The organism is Pseudomonas sp. S3_B11, assembly GCF_054667715.1.
The window spans coordinates 578,430-598,695 of record NZ_CP162749.1 but is presented as its reverse complement, the minus strand read 5'-3'; the positions used below and the strand labels follow the sequence as shown (position 1 = coordinate 598,695).

The 20,266-nt window shown below is 59.2% G+C and carries 24 protein-coding genes; 3 read left to right on the top strand and 21 right to left on the bottom strand.

Translation table 11 applies throughout. The features are described 5' to 3' along the window. Positions 1–26 precede the first annotated feature (26 nt). The 17 genes from queC to AB4O22_RS02645 form a co-directional block, all read right to left on the bottom strand. Positions 27–701 carry a 7-cyano-7-deazaguanine synthase QueC gene (gene queC, locus AB4O22_RS02725; protein ID WP_161796660.1) on the bottom strand — a complete coding sequence of 225 codons (675 nt, stop codon included), beginning with the start codon at positions 699–701 and terminating at the stop codon, positions 27–29. Between the two features lie 19 nt (positions 702–720). Further along, positions 721–1,368 carry a 7-carboxy-7-deazaguanine synthase QueE gene (gene queE, locus AB4O22_RS02720; RefSeq protein ID WP_460095842.1) on the bottom strand — a complete coding sequence of 216 codons (648 nt, stop codon included), beginning with the start codon at positions 1,366–1,368 and terminating at the stop codon, positions 721–723. A gap of 166 nt (positions 1,369–1,534) precedes the next feature. After that, on the bottom strand, positions 1,535–2,368 hold the full coding sequence (gene ybgF / locus AB4O22_RS02715; RefSeq protein ID WP_100264203.1) for a tol-pal system protein YbgF: 834 nt from the start codon (positions 2,366–2,368) through the stop codon (positions 1,535–1,537). A gap of 6 nt (positions 2,369–2,374) precedes the next feature. Continuing rightward, on the bottom strand, positions 2,375–2,872 hold the full coding sequence (gene pal, locus AB4O22_RS02710; protein ID WP_003205029.1) for a peptidoglycan-associated lipoprotein Pal: 498 nt from the start codon (positions 2,870–2,872) through the stop codon (positions 2,375–2,377). A 52-nt stretch (positions 2,873–2,924) separates the two neighbouring features. Continuing rightward, the gene (gene tolB, locus AB4O22_RS02705; protein ID WP_003205031.1) at positions 2,925–4,226 is read right to left on the bottom strand and encodes a Tol-Pal system beta propeller repeat protein TolB; all 1,302 of its coding nucleotides are present in this window, start codon (positions 4,224–4,226) and stop codon (positions 2,925–2,927) included. After that, positions 4,223–5,302, bottom strand: coding sequence for a cell envelope integrity protein TolA (gene tolA, locus AB4O22_RS02700; protein ID WP_003205033.1), 1,080 nt, complete (start codon positions 5,300–5,302; stop codon positions 4,223–4,225). Before tolA ends, tolB begins: the two co-directional genes overlap by 4 nt. After that, a complete protein-coding gene (gene tolR, locus AB4O22_RS02695) occupies positions 5,302–5,754 on the bottom strand; it encodes a protein TolR (RefSeq protein WP_161796096.1) in 453 nt (150 codons plus the stop codon). The genes tolA and tolR overlap by 1 nt, the downstream gene beginning before the upstream one ends. A 23-nt stretch (positions 5,755–5,777) precedes the next feature. Next, positions 5,778–6,473 (bottom strand): protein TolQ, encoded by a 696-nt coding sequence (gene tolQ, locus AB4O22_RS02690; RefSeq protein ID WP_003205035.1) that lies wholly within the window; start codon positions 6,471–6,473, stop codon positions 5,778–5,780. Next, complete coding sequence (gene ybgC / locus AB4O22_RS02685) at positions 6,463–6,930, bottom strand: tol-pal system-associated acyl-CoA thioesterase (RefSeq protein WP_460095841.1); 468 nt, start codon at positions 6,928–6,930, stop codon at positions 6,463–6,465. The genes tolQ and ybgC overlap by 11 nt, the downstream gene beginning before the upstream one ends. 126 nt (positions 6,931–7,056) lie before the next feature. Beyond that, a complete protein-coding gene (gene ruvB, locus AB4O22_RS02680) occupies positions 7,057–8,118 on the bottom strand; it encodes a Holliday junction branch migration DNA helicase RuvB (protein ID WP_003178599.1) in 1,062 nt (353 codons plus the stop codon). Further along, positions 8,119–8,727 (bottom strand): Holliday junction branch migration protein RuvA, encoded by a 609-nt coding sequence (ruvA, locus tag AB4O22_RS02675; RefSeq protein WP_058542614.1) that lies wholly within the window; start codon positions 8,725–8,727, stop codon positions 8,119–8,121. It abuts the gene before it with no gap. A gap of 115 nt (positions 8,728–8,842) precedes the next feature. Beyond that, positions 8,843–9,367, bottom strand: coding sequence for a crossover junction endodeoxyribonuclease RuvC (ruvC, locus tag AB4O22_RS02670; RefSeq protein WP_003178595.1), 525 nt, complete (start codon positions 9,365–9,367; stop codon positions 8,843–8,845). Between the two features lie 163 nt (positions 9,368–9,530). Next, entirely contained in the window at positions 9,531–10,277 is a 747-nt protein-coding gene (locus AB4O22_RS02665; RefSeq protein ID WP_003205041.1) for a YebC/PmpR family DNA-binding transcriptional regulator, read from the bottom strand. Between the two features lie 120 nt (positions 10,278–10,397). Further along, positions 10,398–12,173, bottom strand: a complete 1,776-nt coding sequence (aspS, locus tag AB4O22_RS02660) for an aspartate--tRNA ligase (protein WP_003205043.1) — start codon at positions 12,171–12,173, stop codon at positions 10,398–10,400. A gap of 75 nt (positions 12,174–12,248) precedes the next feature. Further along, entirely contained in the window at positions 12,249–12,470 is a 222-nt protein-coding gene (locus AB4O22_RS02655) for an FmdB family zinc ribbon protein (protein WP_003178589.1), read from the bottom strand. A gap of 221 nt (positions 12,471–12,691) precedes the next feature. Then, on the bottom strand, positions 12,692–13,033 hold the full coding sequence (locus AB4O22_RS02650) for a ribbon-helix-helix domain-containing protein (RefSeq protein ID WP_003205045.1): 342 nt from the start codon (positions 13,031–13,033) through the stop codon (positions 12,692–12,694). 183 nt (positions 13,034–13,216) lie between these two features. After that, the gene (locus AB4O22_RS02645; protein WP_003205047.1) at positions 13,217–13,687 is read right to left on the bottom strand and encodes a Dps family protein; all 471 of its coding nucleotides are present in this window, start codon (positions 13,685–13,687) and stop codon (positions 13,217–13,219) included. Positions 13,688–14,081: 394 nt separating this feature from the next. Here AB4O22_RS02645 and AB4O22_RS02640 point away from each other — a divergent pair, with 394 nt between their 5' ends. Further along, positions 14,082–14,690: a cold-shock protein gene (locus AB4O22_RS02640; protein WP_317846350.1), complete on the top strand. Its 609-nt coding sequence runs from the start codon at positions 14,082–14,084 to the stop codon at positions 14,688–14,690. 78 nt (positions 14,691–14,768) lie between these two features. Here the strand turns inward: AB4O22_RS02640 and AB4O22_RS02635 are convergent, their stop codons facing one another. After that, entirely contained in the window at positions 14,769–14,975 is a 207-nt protein-coding gene (locus AB4O22_RS02635; RefSeq protein ID WP_003205050.1) for a SlyX family protein, read from the bottom strand. A 3-nt stretch (positions 14,976–14,978) separates the two neighbouring features. Then, positions 14,979–15,404 (bottom strand): HIT family protein, encoded by a 426-nt coding sequence (locus AB4O22_RS02630; protein WP_003205052.1) that lies wholly within the window; start codon positions 15,402–15,404, stop codon positions 14,979–14,981. Between the two features lie 889 nt (positions 15,405–16,293). On the opposite strand from AB4O22_RS02630, the gene AB4O22_RS02625 reads away from it, so the two are divergent. Beyond that, complete coding sequence (locus AB4O22_RS02625) at positions 16,294–17,619, top strand: OprD family porin (RefSeq protein WP_053163185.1); 1,326 nt, start codon at positions 16,294–16,296, stop codon at positions 17,617–17,619. 163 nt (positions 17,620–17,782) lie between these two features. Here the strand turns inward: AB4O22_RS02625 and AB4O22_RS02620 are convergent, their stop codons facing one another. Both AB4O22_RS02620 and AB4O22_RS02615 read right to left on the bottom strand, forming a co-directional pair. After that, positions 17,783–18,625: a mechanosensitive ion channel family protein gene (locus AB4O22_RS02620; RefSeq protein WP_003205055.1), complete on the bottom strand. Its 843-nt coding sequence runs from the start codon at positions 18,623–18,625 to the stop codon at positions 17,783–17,785. 83 nt (positions 18,626–18,708) lie between these two features. Further along, the gene (locus AB4O22_RS02615; protein ID WP_003205057.1) at positions 18,709–19,194 is read right to left on the bottom strand and encodes a YajQ family cyclic di-GMP-binding protein; all 486 of its coding nucleotides are present in this window, start codon (positions 19,192–19,194) and stop codon (positions 18,709–18,711) included. 142 nt (positions 19,195–19,336) lie between these two features. Between AB4O22_RS02615 and AB4O22_RS02610 the strand changes: the two genes are divergently transcribed. Next, positions 19,337–20,254, top strand: a complete 918-nt coding sequence (locus AB4O22_RS02610) for a putative 2-dehydropantoate 2-reductase (RefSeq protein WP_223472713.1) — start codon at positions 19,337–19,339, stop codon at positions 20,252–20,254. Positions 20,255–20,266 lie beyond the last annotated feature (12 nt).

The window sequence follows — 20,266 nt, the reverse complement described above, 5'->3', positions numbered from 1 at the left end:
CTATTCAACACCTAATTTGAAATAAATCAAAAATAACGGGTTGGATCGCTCACACCCGCCGCAGCGAAGCCTTCTGCGCGCAGGCGGCAGCTGTCGCATTTGCCGCAAGCACGGCCCTGATCGTCGGCCTGATAGCAGGAAACAGTGAGCCCGTAGTCCACGCCAAGCTTCACACCGGCCTTGACGATGTCGGCCTTGCTGAGATTCTGCAACGGCGCCAGGATGCGGAAACCCTGCCCTTCTACACCGGCCTTGGTCGCCAGGTTCGCCATGCGCTCGAAGGCTTCGACGAACTCCGGGCGGCAATCCGGGTAACCGGAGTAATCCACGGCATTGACGCCGATGAAAATGTCACGAGCGCCCAGCACTTCGGCCCAGCCCAATGCCAAGGACAGGAATACGGTGTTACGCGCCGGCACATAGGTCACCGGAATGCCTTCGCTAGGCGCCTCCGGCACGTCGATGGAACTGTCGGTCAAGGCCGAGCCACCAATGCCATTGAGGTTCAGGCCGATCACTTTGTGTTCCACCACGCCCAGGTCCCGGGCCACTCGCTCGGCAGCGTGCAGTTCAGCGCGGTGGCGCTGGCCATAATCGAAACTCATGGTGTAGCAGCGGTAACCCTCGGCACGGGCCATGGCCACGACGGTGGCCGAATCCAGGCCGCCGGACAACAGGATGACCGCACGTTTTTCAGCAATGTTCGAGTGTTCAGTCATATCAGCGCCCCGGCTCGTCGTTCCAAAGATATTTATGCAGCTGCAGTTGCAGGCGCACCGGCAGGTTATCCGCCACCACCCAGTCCGCCAGGTCCCGGGCGCTCAAATCGTGATGGCTCGGCGACAACAACACTTCGCCGGCCCGCTGGTCGAGCCCGTACTGGATCAGCTTGGACACGGCCCAGTCGTAATCTTCCCGCGAACAGATCACGAACTTGACCTGATCGTTGGGGGTCAGCAACTCGATATTCTCGTAACGGTTGCGGTGCGCTTCCTTGGAGCCTGGAGTCTTCAGGTCCACGACGCGACTGACGCGCGGGTCGACGGCCGAGATATCCAGGGCGCCGCTGGTTTCCAGGGAAACCTCGTAACCGGCATCGCACAACTGCTTGAGCAAGGGGATGGCATTGGGTTGCGCCAATGGCTCACCACCCGTGACGCAGACATAACGCGGACGATAATTGGCCACTTGCTCCAGGATATCGTCGAGGGTTCGCAAGGTGCCGCCGCTGAACGCGTAGGCACTGTCGCAGTATTGGCAGCGCAACGGGCAACCGGTGAGGCGCACAAATACTGTGGGCAGCCCAGCCGTCCGCGTTTCACCCTGCAACGAGTAAAAAACTTCGGTGATTCTCAATGTGTCTTGCATAGTCGCCACGGGCGTAACAGCTAAACAGGCTGTCCGCCTCCGTCAGGCACTTCAAGGAACCCCGCTAACGCGCAGATCCCAAAAAGCGTGTTTCATAAAAAGGGCGTGAATTCTAACGAAAAAACCCGCGACAGGCGCGGGTTTCTTCAAAACAGGTCAAGCCGACTTACATGCGTTGCAGATCACGCTGGGCCAACTGGGCGGCGGATGTACCCGGATATTGGGCCACCACCTGCTGCAGAATGCCTTTTACCTTGTCGGTGTGACCGAGGCGGCGCTCTACATCAGCCAGCTTGTACAGCGAATCCGGCACCTTGGCGTGCTTGGGATATAGTTGCGAAACCTTGGCGAATGCCTGGCCGGCACCTTGCAGGTCGCCTTTGGCCAGGTTCACTTCACCCAGCCAGTATTGGGCATTGCCCGCGTACTGGCTGTTTGGGTATTTGCGCAGGAAGGCGGCAAAGGCCTGGCTGGCCTTGTCGAAATCCTTGGCCTTGATCAGGTCGAAGGCAGCATCGTAATAGAGCTTTTCCTTCGCCGGATCAGCCGGCTCGCCACCGGCGGCAGGTGCTGCAGGGGCAGCTGCCCCCGCACCTGCGGCTGCACCGGGGGCGTTCAAGTCGCCACCGGCAGGAGAATTCTCAGGAGTCGCGGCAGGTGCAACGCCGGTTCCTATGCGCCGATCAAGATCCTGGTATCGCTCCAGGTTTTCCTGCTTCATGCGCGAAATATCATTCTGCAGAACTTCGATCACGCCTTGCTGGCGCGAAAGCTGATCCTGCATTTGCTGGAGCTGGTTGAACAGCTCGCCCTGTGCCGAGACAGGGGCCGAAACCCCTCCCCCGGCATAGGCGCCGTTCGTACCGTAACCTGCAGGCGGATAGCTGCTCCCGCTATTGTTATAGCCGGCATCGTTATCGACCACAGGAACCGCAGCCCACGCCGCAAGCGGCGCGAGGCTGAGAGCCAGAACAGTTACAGCACGACGGCACGTTCGCATGACGAATTACTTACGCAGTTCGACGCGACGGTTTTGAGCCCAGGACTGCTCGTCGTTGCCGGTAGCAACTGGACGCTCTTCGCCGTAGGAAACCAGTTCCAGCTGAGCTGGGGAAACACCTTGCAGTACCAGGTAGCGTTGAACGGCTTTCGCACGACGCTCGCCCAGTGCCATGTTGTACTCACGAGTACCACGTTCGTCGGTGTTGCCTTCCAGAACAACGCGAGCGCCGTTCGACTTCAGGTCTTTGGCGTGAACATCCAGAGCGCGCATGGCTTCTGGCTTCAGGTCCGAGCTGTCGTATTCGAAGTAGAAGGTGGTGATTGCGCGCAGAGCAGCTTCTTCGCTCAGGGAGCCGTCAACTGCACCGGTGTTAGCGCCGTAACCAGCGTTTGGATCAACAGCGCCTTCACCGGCATTGTCGCCGCCTTTGGACGAGCAACCTACAGCTACAGCCATGGCCAGAGCCAGCGCAGCAAATTTACCAAACTTCAGCATTTCCATCGTGAAACTCCTAATGAACCCCAGTGTGTTAAGTAAAACGTATAGCGCCGCGTCAGTTCAGGTAAGGGGACCAGGACGGTTCTCTGACTTCGCCTTGAGCGGTAGGAAGCGGGAGCCTCACGCGTCCATTAATGGACACGAGCATCAAGACTCCCCGGCCCTGCTGGCGGGTGGCGTAGATTACCATGGTGCCGTTGGGCGCAACAGTGGGTGACTCGTCCAGAGTGCTATCAGTGAGGATTTTTACGCTACCGCGCTGCAAATCCTGGGCCGCCACCTTGAAATTAGTGAAACCATCCTGGCGATGGATCATTACCAGGGTCTTTTCGTCCGCCGACAGTTTAGGGTTGGCGTTGTAGTTACCGACGAACGTCACGCGTTCGGCACCGCCACCACCAGCACTGGTCTTGTAGATCTGTGGCTTGCCGCCACGGTCGGAGGTGAAGTAGATGGTCGAGCCATCCTTGCCCCAGAACGGTTCGGTGTTGATGCCCGGGCCATTGGTGACGCGGGAGATCGAACGCGAAGCCAGGTTCATCACATAGATGTCCGGGTTACCGTCCTTGGACAGCACGAACGCCAGGCGCGAACCGTCCGGCGACCAGGCTGGCGCGCCGTTCAGGCCTTCGAAGTTGGTGATCTGCTCACGACGACCGGTGTCGATGTGCTGCACGAAAATGCGCGGACGCTTCTGCTCGAACGAGACATAGGCGATGCGCTTGCCATCGGGGGCGAAGCGCGGCGACAGGATTGGCTCGCGCGATTGCAGCAAGGTCACTGCACGGGCACCGTCATAGTCGGAGCGCTGCAGGGTGTAGCGGGTGTTGTTTTCGGAGAAGCGCTCGGCCGTCACGTAGAGCATGCGGGTAGAGAACGCGCCCTTGATGCCGGTGAGCTTCTCGAACGACTGGTCGGCGATGTAGTGCGACATGTCGCGCAACTGATCGACGCTGCCCGACACGCTGCCGGTCAGCACTTGCTGCTCGGTGGCGACGTTGAACAGGGCGTACTGCACCTGCAGGCGACCGCCGGCCGGAACGATGCTGCCGACCATGATGTACTGGGCGCCCAGGGCCTTCCAGTCACGGTAGATGACTTCGCTGGCCTGGGTCGGCAGGCTGATCATGTTCTGCTTCGGAATCGGCGCGTAGTAACCCGAGTTGCGCAGGTCGTTGCCGATGATTTCCGCCATGTCGTCCGGCAGGACGCTACCGCCCTGCCAACCGAACGGTACGACGGCGATCGGGGTCGCCCGGTCGCTGCCGCTGGTGACCAGGATGTTCTTTTCCTCTGCTACCGCTATCCCTGCCAGGCAGCAGATAACGACCAGCATTGATCGAAGAAGGTTTCTCACAAGGCTAGATCCTCAGGTGTGAATGTCATCTTGAATGAACGATAGGGAGCAAAGTCGCTCGGTTTCATTCCTTGCATTTCCGTCAATCGCCCAATGTTCTTGACCGCTGCGACCGCCGAAGCGTCGAACGGACCGTCACCACTGGACTTGGCGACGCTGACCGAGGTAACCGTACCGTCGGGCAACATGCCGATTTGCAATACTACCGTCATGCCTTTGCGCGCCGAAGGGGGACGAGCCCAGCCTTCCGCCGCTCGTGCGCGAATCAAATCATCGTAGCTGCCGGCGACTTCATCGCCCTGCTCATCAGCCAATGCCTGCTGGCGCTCCGGCGTGTCGGAAAGCAGATCTGCCAAGGCCTGGGCCTTTTTGTCTTCGGCGGATTTACGCGCTGCGTCCTGGGCCTTTTTCTTGGCGGCGTCGGCGGCGGCTTTCTTCTTCGCGTCTTCGGCGACTTTCTTTTTCGCCTCTTCAGCTTCAGCTTTCTTCTTGGCGTCTTCGGCCGCTTTCTTCTTCGCGTCCTCGACGATCTTTTTCTTCGCTTCTTCAGCGGCCGCTTTCTTGGCCTCTTCTTCAGCGGCTTTCTTGGCTTCTTCTTCGGCCTTCTTCTTGGCTATATCAGCCAATTGTTTCTCTTCTGCCTTTTTGGCCTCGGCGGTTTTCTTCGCTTCGTCGGCTTTCTTGGCTTCGTCAGCCTTTTTCGCCTCGTCAGCTTTCTTCGCCTCATCGGCCTTCTTGGCTTCCTCGGCCTTTTGAGCCGCTTCCTCTTTCTTTTGTTCCGCGGCCTTTATCGCTTCCTGCTCGACCTTCTTCTGCTCCATCTGCTCGACTTCAGTCTGGCGCGCGGCGGATTTCTTCGCCTCACCGGCAAGCTTCTGGTTGGTCTGGGTGGTCGCCTGGCTTTTCGACTTGAGCTGGTACAACGTCGCCTGCACGATCGGCTTGGCCGGCGGCAGCTCAGGGGTCATGGCAAAACTGACGAACAGCATGCCGAACACCAGTACGTGCAGACCGATTGCCAGGACACTAGGCCAGAAGTAGCTTTCCGAGGCGGACGGCTCTCGCTGTTGCTGCATCAGGGCGCCTCAGTGATCAAGCCAACATTACCGACCCCGGCTTTCTGCAGGCCACCCATGGCGCCCATCACGGCACCGTAGTCGACGGTCTTGTCACCGCGAATGAAGACCTGCGTGCGCTTGCCGGCGTCGTTGCCGACACGAATGATCTTGGTCACCGCATCGGTCATCTGCGGCAAGGTCATGGCCCGGTCCTGCTGCTTCTCGGTGTCGACTTCGCTGCCAAGGTTCCAGTAGTAGGTCTTGTCAGCCTTGATCGAAATGGTCAGTACCTGGGTGTTGTTGTCCTGCGGCAAGGCTTCGCTGGAAACCTTGGGCAGATCGACCTTCACGCCCTGATTGAGCATCGGCGCGGTCACCATGAAGATGACCAGCAGCACCAACATCACGTCGATGTAGGGCACCACGTTCATCTCGGCAACCGGCTTGCGCTTGTTTCGGGCTCGAGCGATTAAAGCCATGGGGAAATACCTGCTTATTCTTCGCTGGTGTGCACTTTGCGGTGCAGGATCGCCTGGAATTCATCGGCGAAGGTGTAGTAACGGCTGGTCAGCGCTTCACTACGGGCAGCGAAGCGGTTGTAGGCGATCACGGCCGGAATGGCCGCGAACAGGCCGATGGCGGTGGCGACCAGTGCCTCGGCAATACCCGGGGCCACGGTGGCCAGGGTCGCTTGCTGGGCAGAGGCCAGGCCACGGAAGGAGTTCATGATCCCCCACACGGTGCCGAACAGACCGATGTACGGGCTGACCGAACCAACGGTGGCGAGGAACGACAGGCCTTGTTCGAGTTTTTCTTCCTCGCGGGAGATGGCCACGCGCATGGCACGAGCCACGCCTTCCATCACCGCTTCCGGGTCAACGCCTGGCTGCTGGCGCAGACGGGAGAATTCCTTGAAGCCGGCACGGAAGATCTGCTCCACGCCCGAATCCGGGTCCGGGTTGCTCCCTGCCTGACGGTAGAGCTTGGACAGGTCGATGCCGGACCAGAAGCGCTCTTCGAAGCTCTCCAGGGCACGGCGACCGGCGCGCAGCATGTTGCTGCGCTGAAAAATCATGATCCATGAGGTCACCGATGCGGCTACCAGGATCAGCATTACCAACTGCACCACGACGCTGGCATTGCTGACCAAGCTCCACATGGAGGTATGGTCGACGACGTTAGCTTCCACGCTTTATCTCCTGCTCTGAGTGTGTACCCGCGCCGCTCACGTCGGCAAAGGCCGCACGTAGAGCTTCGGGAATGGCCCGGGGTTTCAAACTATGGGTGCGCACACAGGCCACCAAAAACTGCCCTTCACAGAGCAGCACGTTATCCGTAGCCCGCCTGACCTGCTGCTTGAAACGCAGGCTGACACGGTTCAATTCGATGACATCGGCACTTACCAGCAACTCGTCGTCCAGTCGCGCCGGCGCGTGGTAGCGCGCTTCGCTGGAATGCACGACGAATAACAGGTCCTCCCCTGCCAGCGCGGATTGGGCAAAACCCAGTTCCCGCAGCCGTTCGGTTCGAGCCCGTTCCATAAACTTGAGGTAATTGACGTAGTAGACGATGCCGCCAGCATCGGTGTCCTCGTAATAAACGCGACAGCGATGTGCGAACGACTCCAGCCCGTTTTGCGCGCGCATACTCTAGTGCTTACTCCTCAGGTTGCCAATCGGCCAGGCAACTGTTTTTTCATTCTCGAACGCATTGACGCTCCAGGCGTGGTCTGGGACAGCACGAACTGGAAAAAGTCGGCGTACAGAGCTCGTTCAATCGTCCACGGCATCGAGGAATTCGTCTACCACCGGCATCTCACCCATTCGTGTCGGGATGTTTAAGCCAAAGTGCAAATAAGCATGACGGGTCACCACGCGCCCGCGAGGGGTACGCATGATGTAGCCCTGCTGGATCAGGTACGGTTCCAGCACATCTTCAATGGTGTGGCGCTCTTCGCTGATGGCCGCCGCCAGGCTGTCCACGCCCACCGGGCCACCGTCGAATTTCTCGATCATGGTCAGCAGCAGGCGCCGGTCCTGATGGTCGAAACCGCGCTCGTCGATGTCCAGCAGGTTCAACGCCAGGTCGGCAATCGGCTTGGTGATGTGGCCCTTGGCGCGGACTTCGGCAAAATCCCGGACCCGGCGCAGCAGGCGGTTGGCGATCCGCGGCGTACCCCGGGCACGCCGGGCGATCTCATACGCACCGTCCGGGTCCAGCGGCAACCCGAGGATGCCCGCCGAACGACTGACAATCGTCGCCAGGTCGGCGTTGTTGTAGAACTCCAGGCGCTGGACGATACCGAAGCGGTCCCGCAACGGGTTGGTCAGCATGCCAGCGCGGGTGGTGGCGCCCACCAGGGTGAAGGGCGGCAGGTCGAGCTTGATCGAGCGTGCCGCCGGCCCTTCGCCGATCATGATGTCAAGCTGGAAATCTTCCATGGCCGGGTACAGCACTTCCTCGACGATCGGCGACAGCCGATGGATTTCGTCGATGAACAGCACGTCATGGGGCTCAAGATTGGTCAGCAGCGCCGCCAGGTCACCCGGCCGCTCGAGGACCGGCCCGGACGTGCTCTTGATCGAGACGCCCATTTCCTGGGCAATGATGTTGGCCAGGGTAGTCTTGCCCAGGCCCGGCGGACCGAAGATCAAGGTGTGGTCCAGCGACTCGCTGCGCCCACGGGCGGCCTGGATGAACAACTCCATCTGCTCGCGCACGGTCGGTTGGCCGATGTAGTCGGCCAGGCTGACAGGACGAATCGCGCGGTCCTGGATTTCCTCGCGGTCACGGGGCGCGCCCGTGGCGGCGATCAGGCGGTCAGCTTCAATCACTTAAATCATTCCCTTCAGGGCACGGCGAATCATGTCTTCAGTGCTCAGGCCTTTTTCCTTGATGGCGGAAATCGCCTTGCTGGCTTCCTGCGGCTTGTAGCCCAGGGAGATCAGCGCGGTGACCGCATCGTTTTCGGCGCTGACCGCAGGCGCAGGCGCGTCCGGCTGGTTCGGCACCAGGGCGAACATAGCCGGCACCGCCTCCCAGGCCTTGAAGCGGTCCTTGAGTTCGACCAGCAGGCGCTCGGCGGTTTTCTTGCCCACACCCGGCACCTTGGTCAGGGCCGAGGTGTCCTGGGACTGCACGCAACGGACCAATTCATCGACTTCCAGGCTCGACATCAAGGCCAGGGCCAGTTTCGGGCCGACGCCATTGAGACGGATCAGCTCGCGGAAAAAGTCTCGCTCGCGCTTGCCGACGAAGCCATAGAGTAACTGCGCATCCTCGCGCACGACCAAATGGGTGTGCAGGGTCAGCGGCTCGCCGACCGACGGCAAGCGATACAGCGTGGTCATGGGCACTTCCAGCTCATAGCCCAGGCCATTTACATCCAGAATCAGGTGCGGCGGCTGTTTTTCAGCCAGGGTGCCGCGCAAGCGTCCAATCACGTTTCAGATCCTTGGGTGTTGGCCAGCCTGCTGGCTGGCGAGTAACAGCCCGGGCAGGAAGGCCGACGACACAGGCGCAAGATGCTCGGGCTCACGAAAGATTGCGCTGATGCTATCAGAGACGCAGGCGCCCGCCACGACTGCGTGCGGTTCCCAGGCCGTGAGGCAACAGGCTGGAACGGGTATGGGCATGGCAAATGGCAATGGCCAGGGCGTCGGAGGCATCGATCTGCGGCTTGCTGACCAGTTTCAACAGGTGCATCACCATCATTTGCACCTGCTCCTTGTTCGCCGCCCCGGTTCCGACGACCGCCTGCTTGACCTGGGTCGCGCTGTACTCGGCGATCTCCAGGTTTTCCTCGGCGCCAGCAACGATTGCCGCACCCCGGGCCTGCCCCAGCTTCAAGGCCGAGTCGGCGTTGCGCGCCATGAAAACCTTTTCGATGCCCATGGTGACCGGGCCGTAGGTCTGGATGACCTCACGCACGCCGCGATAAACGATCTGCAAGCGCTCGTGCAGTTCACCCGCCCCGGTGCGGATGCAACCAGACGCGACGTACACGCAGCCGCGCCCGGTATCGCGAACCACACCGTAGCCGGTGATGCGCGAACCAGGGTCGATACCAAGGATTAAAGTCATAGCGCCTGCGGTTTGAAGGGGAGTTATCCAGACCTGTGGGAGCGAGCTTGCTCGCGATGGCGTCGGATCAGCAAGCACAGTGTTGACTGATGTATCACTATCGCGAGCAAGCTCGCTCCCACAGGTTGATCATTGGCAATCGTCAATATTTGAACTGGCTTTCTCAGCCCAGCTGTTCAGCCACCGACTCCGGAATGTCAGCGTTAGAGTAGACGTTCTGCACATCGTCCAGGTCTTCAAGCATGTCGATCAGCTTGAGCACCTTCTCGGCGCCTTCGAGGTCCAGTTCGGCACTGGTGGTCGGCTGCATGACGATCTCTGCGTCGGCGGGCTTGAAACCGGCCGCCTCCAGGGCGTTGCGCACGGCATAGAAGCTGGCGAACGAAGTAAACACGTCGAACGAGCCGTCTTCGTGGCTGACCACGTCATCGGCGTCGGCCTCCAGGGCCGCTTCCGTCAGGGCATCTTCATCGAGGCCCGGCGCGAAGCTGATCTGCCCCTTGCGCTCGAACAGGTAAGCCACCGAACCATCGGTGCCCAGGTTGCCACCGCATTTGCTGAAGGCGTGACGCACGGCGGCGGCAGTACGGTTGCGGTTGTCGGTCATGCATTCGACCATCACCGCCACGCCGCCAGGGCCATAACCTTCGTAGGTCAGCTCTTCAACGTTGTCAGCCTCGGTCGCACCGGCGCCACGGGCGACGGCCCGATCGATGATATCGCGGCTCATGTTGGCACCCAGCGCCTTGTCCAGGGCCAGGCGCAAGCGCGGGTTGGAACCCGGGTCGCCGCCACCCTGGCGGGCCGCGACCGTCAGCTCACGGATCCACTTGGTGAAGATCTTGCCTCTCTTGGCATCCTGACGTTCTTTGCGGTGCTTGATGTTCGCCCACTTGGAATGACCTGCCATAACTCGCTCCGTTTCTCTTTGGAACATTGCCCGCCCTGCGCGTACACAGTGGCCGGCAATCAGAAATATCGACCCCAATGAAAAGGCGCATCCGAAGATGCGCCCTCTCAGGTGCCAGCCTTACTCAGCCTTTGGCTGTTCACGCAGACGAATGTGCAACTCGCGCAATGCCTTGGCATCCACCACACCCGGCGCCTGGGTCATGACATCGGCCGCGCTCTGGGTTTTCGGGAACGCGATCACTTCACGGATCGACTGGGCGCCGGTCATCAGCATCACCAAACGGTCCAGGCCGAAGGCCAGGCCACCGTGGGGCGGTGCACCGTACTTCAGGGCGTCGAGCAGGAAGCCGAACTTCTCTTCCTGCTCGGCTTCGTTGATGCCCAGCAGGCGGAACACTGCCTGTTGCATTTCCTTGCGGTGGATACGGATCGAACCGCCACCCAGTTCGGTGCCGTTCAGGACCATGTCGTAAGCGCGCGACAGAGCGGTGGCCGGGTTGGCCTCCAGCTCTTGCGGCGAGCACTTCGGCGCGGTGAACGGGTGGTGCAGCGCCGAGAAGCTGCCGTCGTCGTTTTCTTCGAACATCGGGAAGTCAACGACCCACATTGGCGCCCATTCGCAAGTCAGCAGCTTCAGGTCGTGACCCAGCTTGATACGCAGCGCGCCCAGGGCTTCGCTGACGATCTTGGCCTTGTCGGCACCGAAGAACACGATGTCGCCGTCAACCGCGCCCACGCGATCGAGGATCACATTGAGGTTGGCTTCAGGGATGTTTTTCACGATCGGCGATTGCAGGCCATCAACACCCGCGGCGCGCTCGTTGACCTTGATGTAGGCCAGGCCCTTGGCACCGTAGATGCCGACGAACTTGGTGTAGTCGTCGATCTGCTTGCGCGGCATGCTGGCGCCGCCAGGAACGCGCAAGGCCGCGATACGGCATTTCGGGTCGTTGGCCGGGCCGCTGAACACCTTGAACTCGACGTCCTTGAGCTGGTCAGCCACGTCCACCAGCTCCAGCGGGTTACGCAGGTCTGGCTTGTCGGAACCGTAGCGGCGCATGGCCTCTTCGAAGGTCATGTGCGGGAACTCGCCGAATTCCAGACCCAGCACTTCCTTGAACAGGTTGCGGATCATGCCTTCGGTCAGGCCCATGATGTCTTTTTCGTCGAGGAAGCTGGTCTCGATGTCGATCTGAGTGAACTCAGGCTGACGGTCGGCACGCAGGTCTTCGTCGCGGAAGCACTTGGCGATCTGATAGTAGCGATCGAACCCGGCCACCATCAGCAGTTGCTTGAACAACTGTGGCGATTGCGGCAAGGCGAAGAAGCTGCCGGGGTGGGTACGGCTCGGCACCAGGTAGTCGCGGGCGCCTTCCGGCGTGGCGCGGGTCAGGATCGGCGTCTCGACGTCGAGGAAGCCGTTCTCGTCCAGGTAACGACGGATGCTGGTGGTCATGCGCGAACGCAGGCGCAGCTTCTCGGCCATCTCCGGGCGACGCAGGTCGATGAAGCGGTAGCGCAGGCGGGTTTCTTCGCCCACGTCGGAGTATTCGTTGAGCGGGAACGGCGGGGTTTCCGATTCGTTGAGCACTTCCAGCTCGTAACCCAGCACTTCGATCATGCCGGACGCCATGTTGGCGTTGCCAGCACCGGCCGGACGCAGGCGCACCTTGCCGGTGATCTTGACCACATATTCGCTGCGCACGCGGTCGGCGGTGGCGAAGGTGTCAGCGCGGTCCGGATCGAACACCACCTGGGCCAGGCCTTCACGATCACGGATATCGAGGAAAATCACCCCGCCATGGTCACGGCGACGATGGACCCATCCGCAAAGAGTAACTTCCTGACCTTCCAGGCTTTCGTTCAGTTGGCCGCAATAATGGCTGCGCATCATGGTAGTGGTTTCACTTCTCGTAATTCGAAATTCGGTTGGAGGACCTGCCCGTGCAAGCACTCGCGCGTGTTCAACTCAATCAGCTTTGTCGCCACCGGCCAAATTCTTCTTGGCGCCGGTCTTGAAGTCGGTTTCATACCAGCCTGTGCCGCCGAGGCGGAAACCAGGCATGGACAGCATCTTTTTCAGTTCTGGCGCCTGACAGGCAGGGCAGTCGACCAGCGGCGCCGCGCTGATCTTTTGAATGGCTTCCATCTGATGACCACAGGAAGCACATTGGTAGTCGTACATCGGCATGGGGTTGTCTCGGCGATCAGGTTACTCGCGCAAAGGCTGGGCTTTGCGGCAAAGAGCGGGATTATATCCATTAAATGCGGCCTGTGCAGCCGTAAGACCGCACAGGCCATTTCCGGATGCTGTGTAGGAGCTGACGAGTGCAACGAGGCTGCGATCTTGCCCCAGACACTTGAGTCGCAAGCGCAAGATCAAGATCCAAAGATCGCAGCCTTCGGCAGCTCCTACGCCGCACCATGATCCATCCCGGTCTCCTTCAAACTGTGCACCACGCAGACCACACGTACCAGCGCGCTGAAATTGCGCACCCCGCCATGGCGCAGGTGCACCTCCCTGTCGACATGGGACAGCAACGTGCTGATGGAACAGCTGTTGAGCTGGGCCATGTCACCGAGGATATCCCAATAGACCTGTTCCAGCCGCAGACAGGTGGCGAACCCGTTCAGACGAATGGATCGGGCCAGGGGGCGCACCAGCTGCATATCGAACCCCCTGACGAACGGATCGACGCTGATGGACTGAAAGCGCCCACGCAAACCCTCCCCCGGTTCTTTTCCTTGAATCATACCGTTGACACTCCTTTGCCATACGAACCTCTCAGTTGGAACACTCCATCTGTGGCTCTATGGAAGCTCAACGGCATCGCCAGTTCCAGACGACTTTATGACCATGGACGTAGGACAAGCCAACAGCAGGCAGGCGATGAATTACGCCGTCCTACACGCCACGTCATCACCTGCCTGAGGTTACTAACCCTCCAGCAACGCCCGCAGCATCCACGCGGTCTTTTCGTGAACTTGCATGCGCTGGGTCAGCAGGTCGGCGGTGGGCTCATCACTGACCTTGTCCAATAAAGGAAAGATGCCCCGGGCCGTACGCGTCACCGCTTCCTGGCCCTCGACCAGTTGCCGGATCATGTCTTCGGCGCCAGGCACGCCTTCCTCTTCCTTAATAGAAGACAGGCGCGCGTACACCGAGTAGGCCCCCGGGGCCGGGAAACCCAGGGCGCGAATTCGCTCGGCAATCAGGTCCACCGCCAGGGCCAGCTCGTTGTATTGCTCCTCGAACATCAGGTGCAGGGTCCGAAACATCGGCCCCGTGACGTTCCAGTGGAAATTGTGGGTCTTGAGATACAGCACGTAGGTGTCCGACAGCAGGCGCGAAAGCCCGTCGACGATGGACTTGCGGTCTTCTTCACTGATACCGATATCAATTGCCATGTTGGTTGATCTCCTGACGGTGATGAATTCGACAACGCCCCAAACTCTAGTGGTTTTGGCCGCCTATGGCCTGCGACAGATCGCCAGCCCTCCTGAACCGACAAGCCGGGACAGCGAGCGGTTCCGACCCCCCGAGGAATTCAACGCCGTTTGCCTGGCACCTTCAAGCACCGGCGGGTCTTTTCTGGCCGACGAACAGCGCGGTACGTGCCCGTAACGAGTTTGAGAAGGCCGGGGCTTTGCTGTTAAATAGACAGTGTGTCGCTACGCTTATTTTCCCGGGTGTGGCGCATAGGCTGATTCGGGTACGTGTCCAACGCCTCTCATTGTTTCGAAGCGAACCGCCCCCGACCAGCTCTTCCTTGTGATCTGTCTTAACCGTGAGCCAATCAAAATGTTGAAAATCGTCCACTTGCTAATGGGCGCAGCTGCCCTGCTGCTGTCCTTCATCCCTAGCCTGGGTTCCGAAGCCACACCTTACCTGCAACACCCCGATGCACTGTACCTGGCCTTTTTCGGCCTGCTCAACCTGACCCTCGCACCTGTTATCCCTTACTGGAACAAAGGTCCACGTCACCAACTGCAAAACCTGGTCAGTGCCCTGCTGGTGCTGGCCGTTGCCCTGCAAACCTTGGCCCTGCTGGCGCCTATGCCGGAAATCGGCGGTCAACCGGCCATTCTGTTCAGCCTGGGTGCAGCACTACTCGCCGTGGCACTGCACCTGGCCGTCAGCTTCTACAAGAAGTCGTCGCCGGCCGCCGCCGCTGCGCAGAACTACGACATGTCCAACCGCGATACCGGCACGGTGAAGTGGTTCAACACGTCCAAAGGGTTCGGCTTCATCTCCCGCGACTCCGGCGATGACATTTTCGTGCATTTCCGGGCCATTCGTGGCGAAGGCCATCGCGTCCTGGTGGAAGGCCAGCGCGTGGAGTTTTCCGTGATGAACCGCGACAAGGGCCTGCAGGCCGAAGATGTGATCGCCGCGCTGCCGCGCCGCTGATCCCAGCATAAAAAAACCGCGATGCAGCCTGGCTGCTCGCGGTTTTTTTATTGCCCGTCAAACGAGAGTCGGGCCTGGTCAGTAGTGAGGAGGCGGTGCCTCTTCTTCGAACGACTCGAACTGCCCGGCCATTTCTTCCTGGCGCTTGAGCAACGCCGCCATCTGCAGCTGCAGACGCTCGACGATCCGCTGCTGCTCCACAAGCACGTCGTTCAATGCCTGGATGGTGTCATCCTGAAACGCCAGACGGCTTTCCAGATCGGTTACGCGGTCTTCAAGGTTCATGGTTCAGCCCTCCAGAAACTTGAAATCATCGGTCAAGGCCACTCGCAACCGTTCACGAATGGCCGCGACCTGCCCTGCATTATAAGGCTGGGCTGGGTGTTTGCCCCAGACCGGCGCAGGCCAGGCGGCATCATCACGCTTGCGCACGATGACGTGCATGTGCAATTGACTGACGACGTTACCCAGGGTTGCAACGTTCATCTTGTCGGCATCGAACGAATCCTTGAGGGTTTCGGCCAGCGCCGTGGTTTCTTTCCACAGCTGTTGTTGATCAGCGTCATCCAATTGAAACAATTCGCTGATATCTTCCCGCCGCGGTACGAGGATGAACCACGGGTAGTTCGAATCGTTGGACAAGAGCAACCGGCACAACGGGAAATCACCGATGGGCAATGTGTCTTGTTGCAGTCGTGGATCTAAAGCGAACACCGCGTGTACTCCTCGCTCGTTATTGGTTCTGCCCGGTTTGGCGGCCCGCAGGCCTGCATAGGACTCAGATGCGCAGCATACCCGCGAACGCCGGATCGATCACTGCGTACCGTGCTGATGCCCGGCCTTCGAATGATTTTTTTCAACATACGGCATCAACCTGTGCAACCTGACGCACCAACACAGCGCAAGCGGCACGGTAAGGTCCTGACAGGACCATGCCAGAGCCCAGGCAAAGCCTCGACGCTGTAAGATTTTCGTACAACCTCAAATTTTTTTGCACCAAAACAGCACAGTGCGTCTACGCTCAGTGCACAAAGTATCCGTGATTTACTCACTGGGTAGGGTGAACCGGTAACGTTTTTGATTGTCTTGCCACGTTTGCTGGCGTCAAACACGAGAGCCGCACACGAGTCAACCCTATTTAAAACAAGGCCTTTGGAGCCCGGTTTCATGAGGTTTCACCGCGTCAATCGATAAAATGTGAAAAAAATGTAAACGAAAATCGGGTTTGAGCATGCTTGTTGCATTCATCCCCGCACTGTCCAAAGGTCCCGCCGGACGCGGGAACCTGCCGACATACAAAATTAAAGTGGCAAGGCTGCCCTCAGGAGCTTCAAGCGCAGTAATGACGGACTCTTTACACCGATGCCGGAAAAAGAAAACGACATTAAAGTTGTGAATACGGTTGCGTCGGGATAGCTGAAATACGACATGGATCGAGCCATTGGCGACATGGTCGTAAAGAAGCTGAAAGGTTGAATGGGCAAGTATCGCCAATAATGTCGTCGTGATATAAGTTTGCGCCGACACAAAAAGAAAGAGCCGCCCAGATAAAAAAACAGGTGGGACGGCAGTACTCTTCTAAAAACCAAAGGAGCAAATCACGATGCGCGTGATGAAGTGGAGCATGATCGCACTGGCTGTATCGGCCGGTACCTCGCAGTTCGCAATGGCGTCCTCCCAGGATGAATCCAAAGGTTTCCTTGAAGACCAGAGTCTGAAAGCCAAGACCCGTATGGAATACATGAACCGTGACTACAAGAATGGGGACAGCAACCCATCTTCTGGCACTAGCGGTTATCGTCAGGACACCGGTATCAGCGAGCTGATTACCTATGAATCCGGCTTTACCCAAGGCACCGTAGGCGTCGGCCTCGATGCAATGGTCATGGGTTCGGCCAAGCTGGACGGCGGTTCGGGTCGTCGTGGCAACGGTCTGTTTGCCAACGACAGCGACGGCAATCCGGAAAAAACCCAGTCCAAGGCAGGCGCAGCTATCAAGTTCCGTCTCTCCGACACCACTCTGAAATACGGCCAGCAATTCGTTGCCAGCCCTGTCTTTGCAACCGATGACAGCCGTCTGATCCCTGAAGTGGCTACCGGTACCCTGGTCACTTCCAAAGAGATCAAAGGCCTGGAGCTGAGCGCAGGTCGCTTCACGTCCCTGAGCAAACAAACCGGGATGGGCCGTGACAGCATCGGCGGTCTGCCTGATGAAAATGGTAACGGCGGTAAAGGCCTGACCAACATCAACATCTTCGGCGCCAGCTACGCCTTCACCGATAACTTTACCGGTGCTTTGGCTGCATCCGATGCTGACGACTACTTCAAGAAGTACTACGTCAACCTGAACTACACCCTGCCGATCAACGACGAACAGTCGCTGAACTTCGACTTCAACGGCTACAAAACCAAAGGCGAGAGCCGCGGCGATCTGGTTGATGCCATCGGCGACGGTACCCGAGGCGTTGATAACAACCTGTGGTCCCTGGCTGCTGCCTATAGCATCGGCGCTCACAAGTTCACCATCGCTCACCAGCGCTCCAGTGGCGACAACGCTTACTACTATGGCGTTGACGGCAACGGCACCATCTTCGTATCCAACTCCATTCAGATCTCCGACTTCGTGGGCCGCGACGAGCGTTCCTGGCAGGCTCGCTACGACCTGAACATGAAAACCTATGGTGTACCGGGCCTGAGCTTCATGACCCGTTACGTAATGGGTGACAACATCAGCACCAACGGTCTGGGCGAAGGCAAAGAAAACGAGTGGAACGTTGAATCCAAGTACGTTCTGCAAGAAGGCCCAGCCAAAGATCTGTCGTTCCGCGTGCGTTTCGCCAACTACCGTTCGAACGGCGCTTACAGCGGCTACTCGGGTGACGTGTATGACACTCGCGTAATCGTCGAATACCCACTGAGCATCTTGTAATTCAGTGCTAATTCGATAGCTGCACCCGCAACAAAAAAAAACCGCTCACCTGATCCAGGTGAGCGGTTTTTTTATTCCGACTGCATTCAGTCTTTATACAACTTCTTAATTAGCAAGCTAACTAAACATAACCTGACCCCAGCGCCAGGTTATAGTCGAATCATTATTGCGCTGGCCCTTCCTGAACGACCCGAATCACTCGCTGTGGAAACGGAATATCAATACCCGCGTCCTTCAAGCGATCCCGCGCCTGTTCATTGAGCATGAACATCACGTTCCAATAATCCGCCGTCTTGACCCAAATGCGCAGCGACACCGTGATGGAACTGTCGCCCAAGGTGGAAATCACCGCTTCAGGCGCTGGATCAGCCAGCACGCGCTCATCCTTGGCCAACGCCAACAACACTTCCCGGGCTTTTTGCAGGTCAGCCTGATAATCCACGCCTACATCGAACACGACCTTGCGGGTCGGCTGGCGATTGGTATTGGTGATGATGCCGTTCGACAGATTGCCGTTTGGCACGATGACAGTCTTGTTGTCACCGGTGCGAATCACGGTGTGGAAGATCTGGATGCTGTCGACCGTACCGGCCACACCCTGGGCTTCGATCCAGTCACCAATGCGGAACGGGCGGAACAGCAGGATCAGCACGCCACCGGCGAAGTTCGCCAGGCTGCCTTGCAAGGCCAGGCCAATCGCCAGGCCGGCGGCACCGATGGCGGCGACGAATGAGGTGGTTTCCACGCCGATCATCGAAGCGACGCTGACGATCAGCAATATCTTCAGGATGATGTTGGCCAGGGTACTGATAAACCCCTGCAGCGCCAGGTCGGCGTTACGCAAGGCCAGCAGCGCGCCGAGTTTCTGCGTCACTTTGTTGATCAACCACCAGCCGATGGCCAGGGTGATGACGGCCAGCAACACGCGGCTGCCGTATTCCATGATCATGGGGATCCAGGTCTGGGAAGCCTTGACCAGGTTGTCCACTTCAGCATTCAAATCCATCTTTCTCTCCTATTCCTGTTGCACGCAGCATTTTGTGGCGAGGGGATAAATCCCCTCGCCACAATGTTTAATACAACCCAGTATCAGTCGCGGAAGTTGTTGAATTGCAGCGGCATGCCGAATTCCTTGCCGCGCAGTGCCGCAATGGCTTCCTGCAAGTCGTCACGTTTTTTGCCGGTGACCCGCACCTGCTCGCCCTGGATGGCGGCTTGCACCTTGAGCTTGGCGTCCTTGATATGAGCGACGATCTTCTTCGCCAGCTCCTTGTCGATGCCTTCCTTGAGCACGGCTTCCTGTTTCATCAGCTTGCCCGAGGCATAGGCGTCCTTGACCTCAAGGCACTGCACGTCGATCTTGCGCTTGACCAGTGCCAGCTTGAGGATCTCGATCATCGCCTCGAGCTGGAAATCGGCCTCGGCGGTCAGGTTCACGGTCAGGTCTTTTTCCTTGAACTCGAAACTGCCCTTGCCCTTGAGGTCATAACGACGGTCGAGTTCCTTGACGGCGTTTTCAACCGCGTTGGTGACTTCGTGTTTGTCCAGTTCGGATACCACGTCGAATGACGGCATGTAGTGTTCTCCAAATAAAAAGGCGCGCCAGTATCAACGGCGCGCGCTTGGCTTATGGTTAAAATCGGGCTCATTATAACGGCTCTTTTCCTGCCGACACGGCGAGCCCTCAGATGCCTGCGCCAATCCGAGTAAAAAACTGATGTCTACCACCTGGCATGTCCTGGGGGCCGGCAGTCTCGGCACATTGTGGGCCACGCGCCTGGCCCGGGCCGGGTTGCCGGTGCGGCTGGTGCTGCGCAACGAAGCCCGCCTGCAGGCCTACCGAAGCGTCGGCGGCCTGACGTTGGTGGAACAGGGACAGGCGCAGAGCTACCCGATACCTGGCGAAACGGCGGACAGCCCGGAACCGATCAGGCGCCTGCTATTGGCCTGCAAAGCCTACGACGCGGAAGCGGCCGTGGCCTCGGTGGCCCATCGCCTGGACGCCGAATCGGAACTGATCCTGTTGCAGAACGGCCTCGGCAGCCAGGACGCGGTGGCCAATTGCGTACCCCAAGCCCGTTGCATCAGCGCCTCCAGCACCGAAGGCGCGTTCCGCGACGGTGACTGGCGCGTGGTGTTCGCCGGCCACGGCTACACCTGGCTGGGCGATCCTGCTCACCCAGTGGCGCCGTTCTGGCTCGACGACCTGGCCGCCGCCGGCATTCCCCACGAATGGAGCGCCGACATCCTCACCCGGCTCTGGCGCAAGCTGGCGCTCAACTGCGCAATCAACCCGCTGACCGTGCTGCACCACTGCAAGAACGGCGGCTTGCAGGAACACCGCTGCGAAGTGGCGACCCTGTGCGCAGAGCTCACCGACCTGCTCGAACGTTGTGGCCAGCCCGCGGCGGCCGAAGATTTGCAACCGGAAGTCGAACGAGTGATCCAGGCCACGGCCGCCAATTACTCCTCGATGTACCAGGATGTCGCCAATCGGCGCCGCACCGAAATCAGCTACTTGCTCGGTTACGCCTGCAAGGTCGCCCAACGCCATGAACTGACCGTGCCGCACCTGGAACAACTGCGGCAGCGACTGATTGCCCACTTGCACAACCTCGGATTGCCCAGCGACTGAGCAGCGGCTACG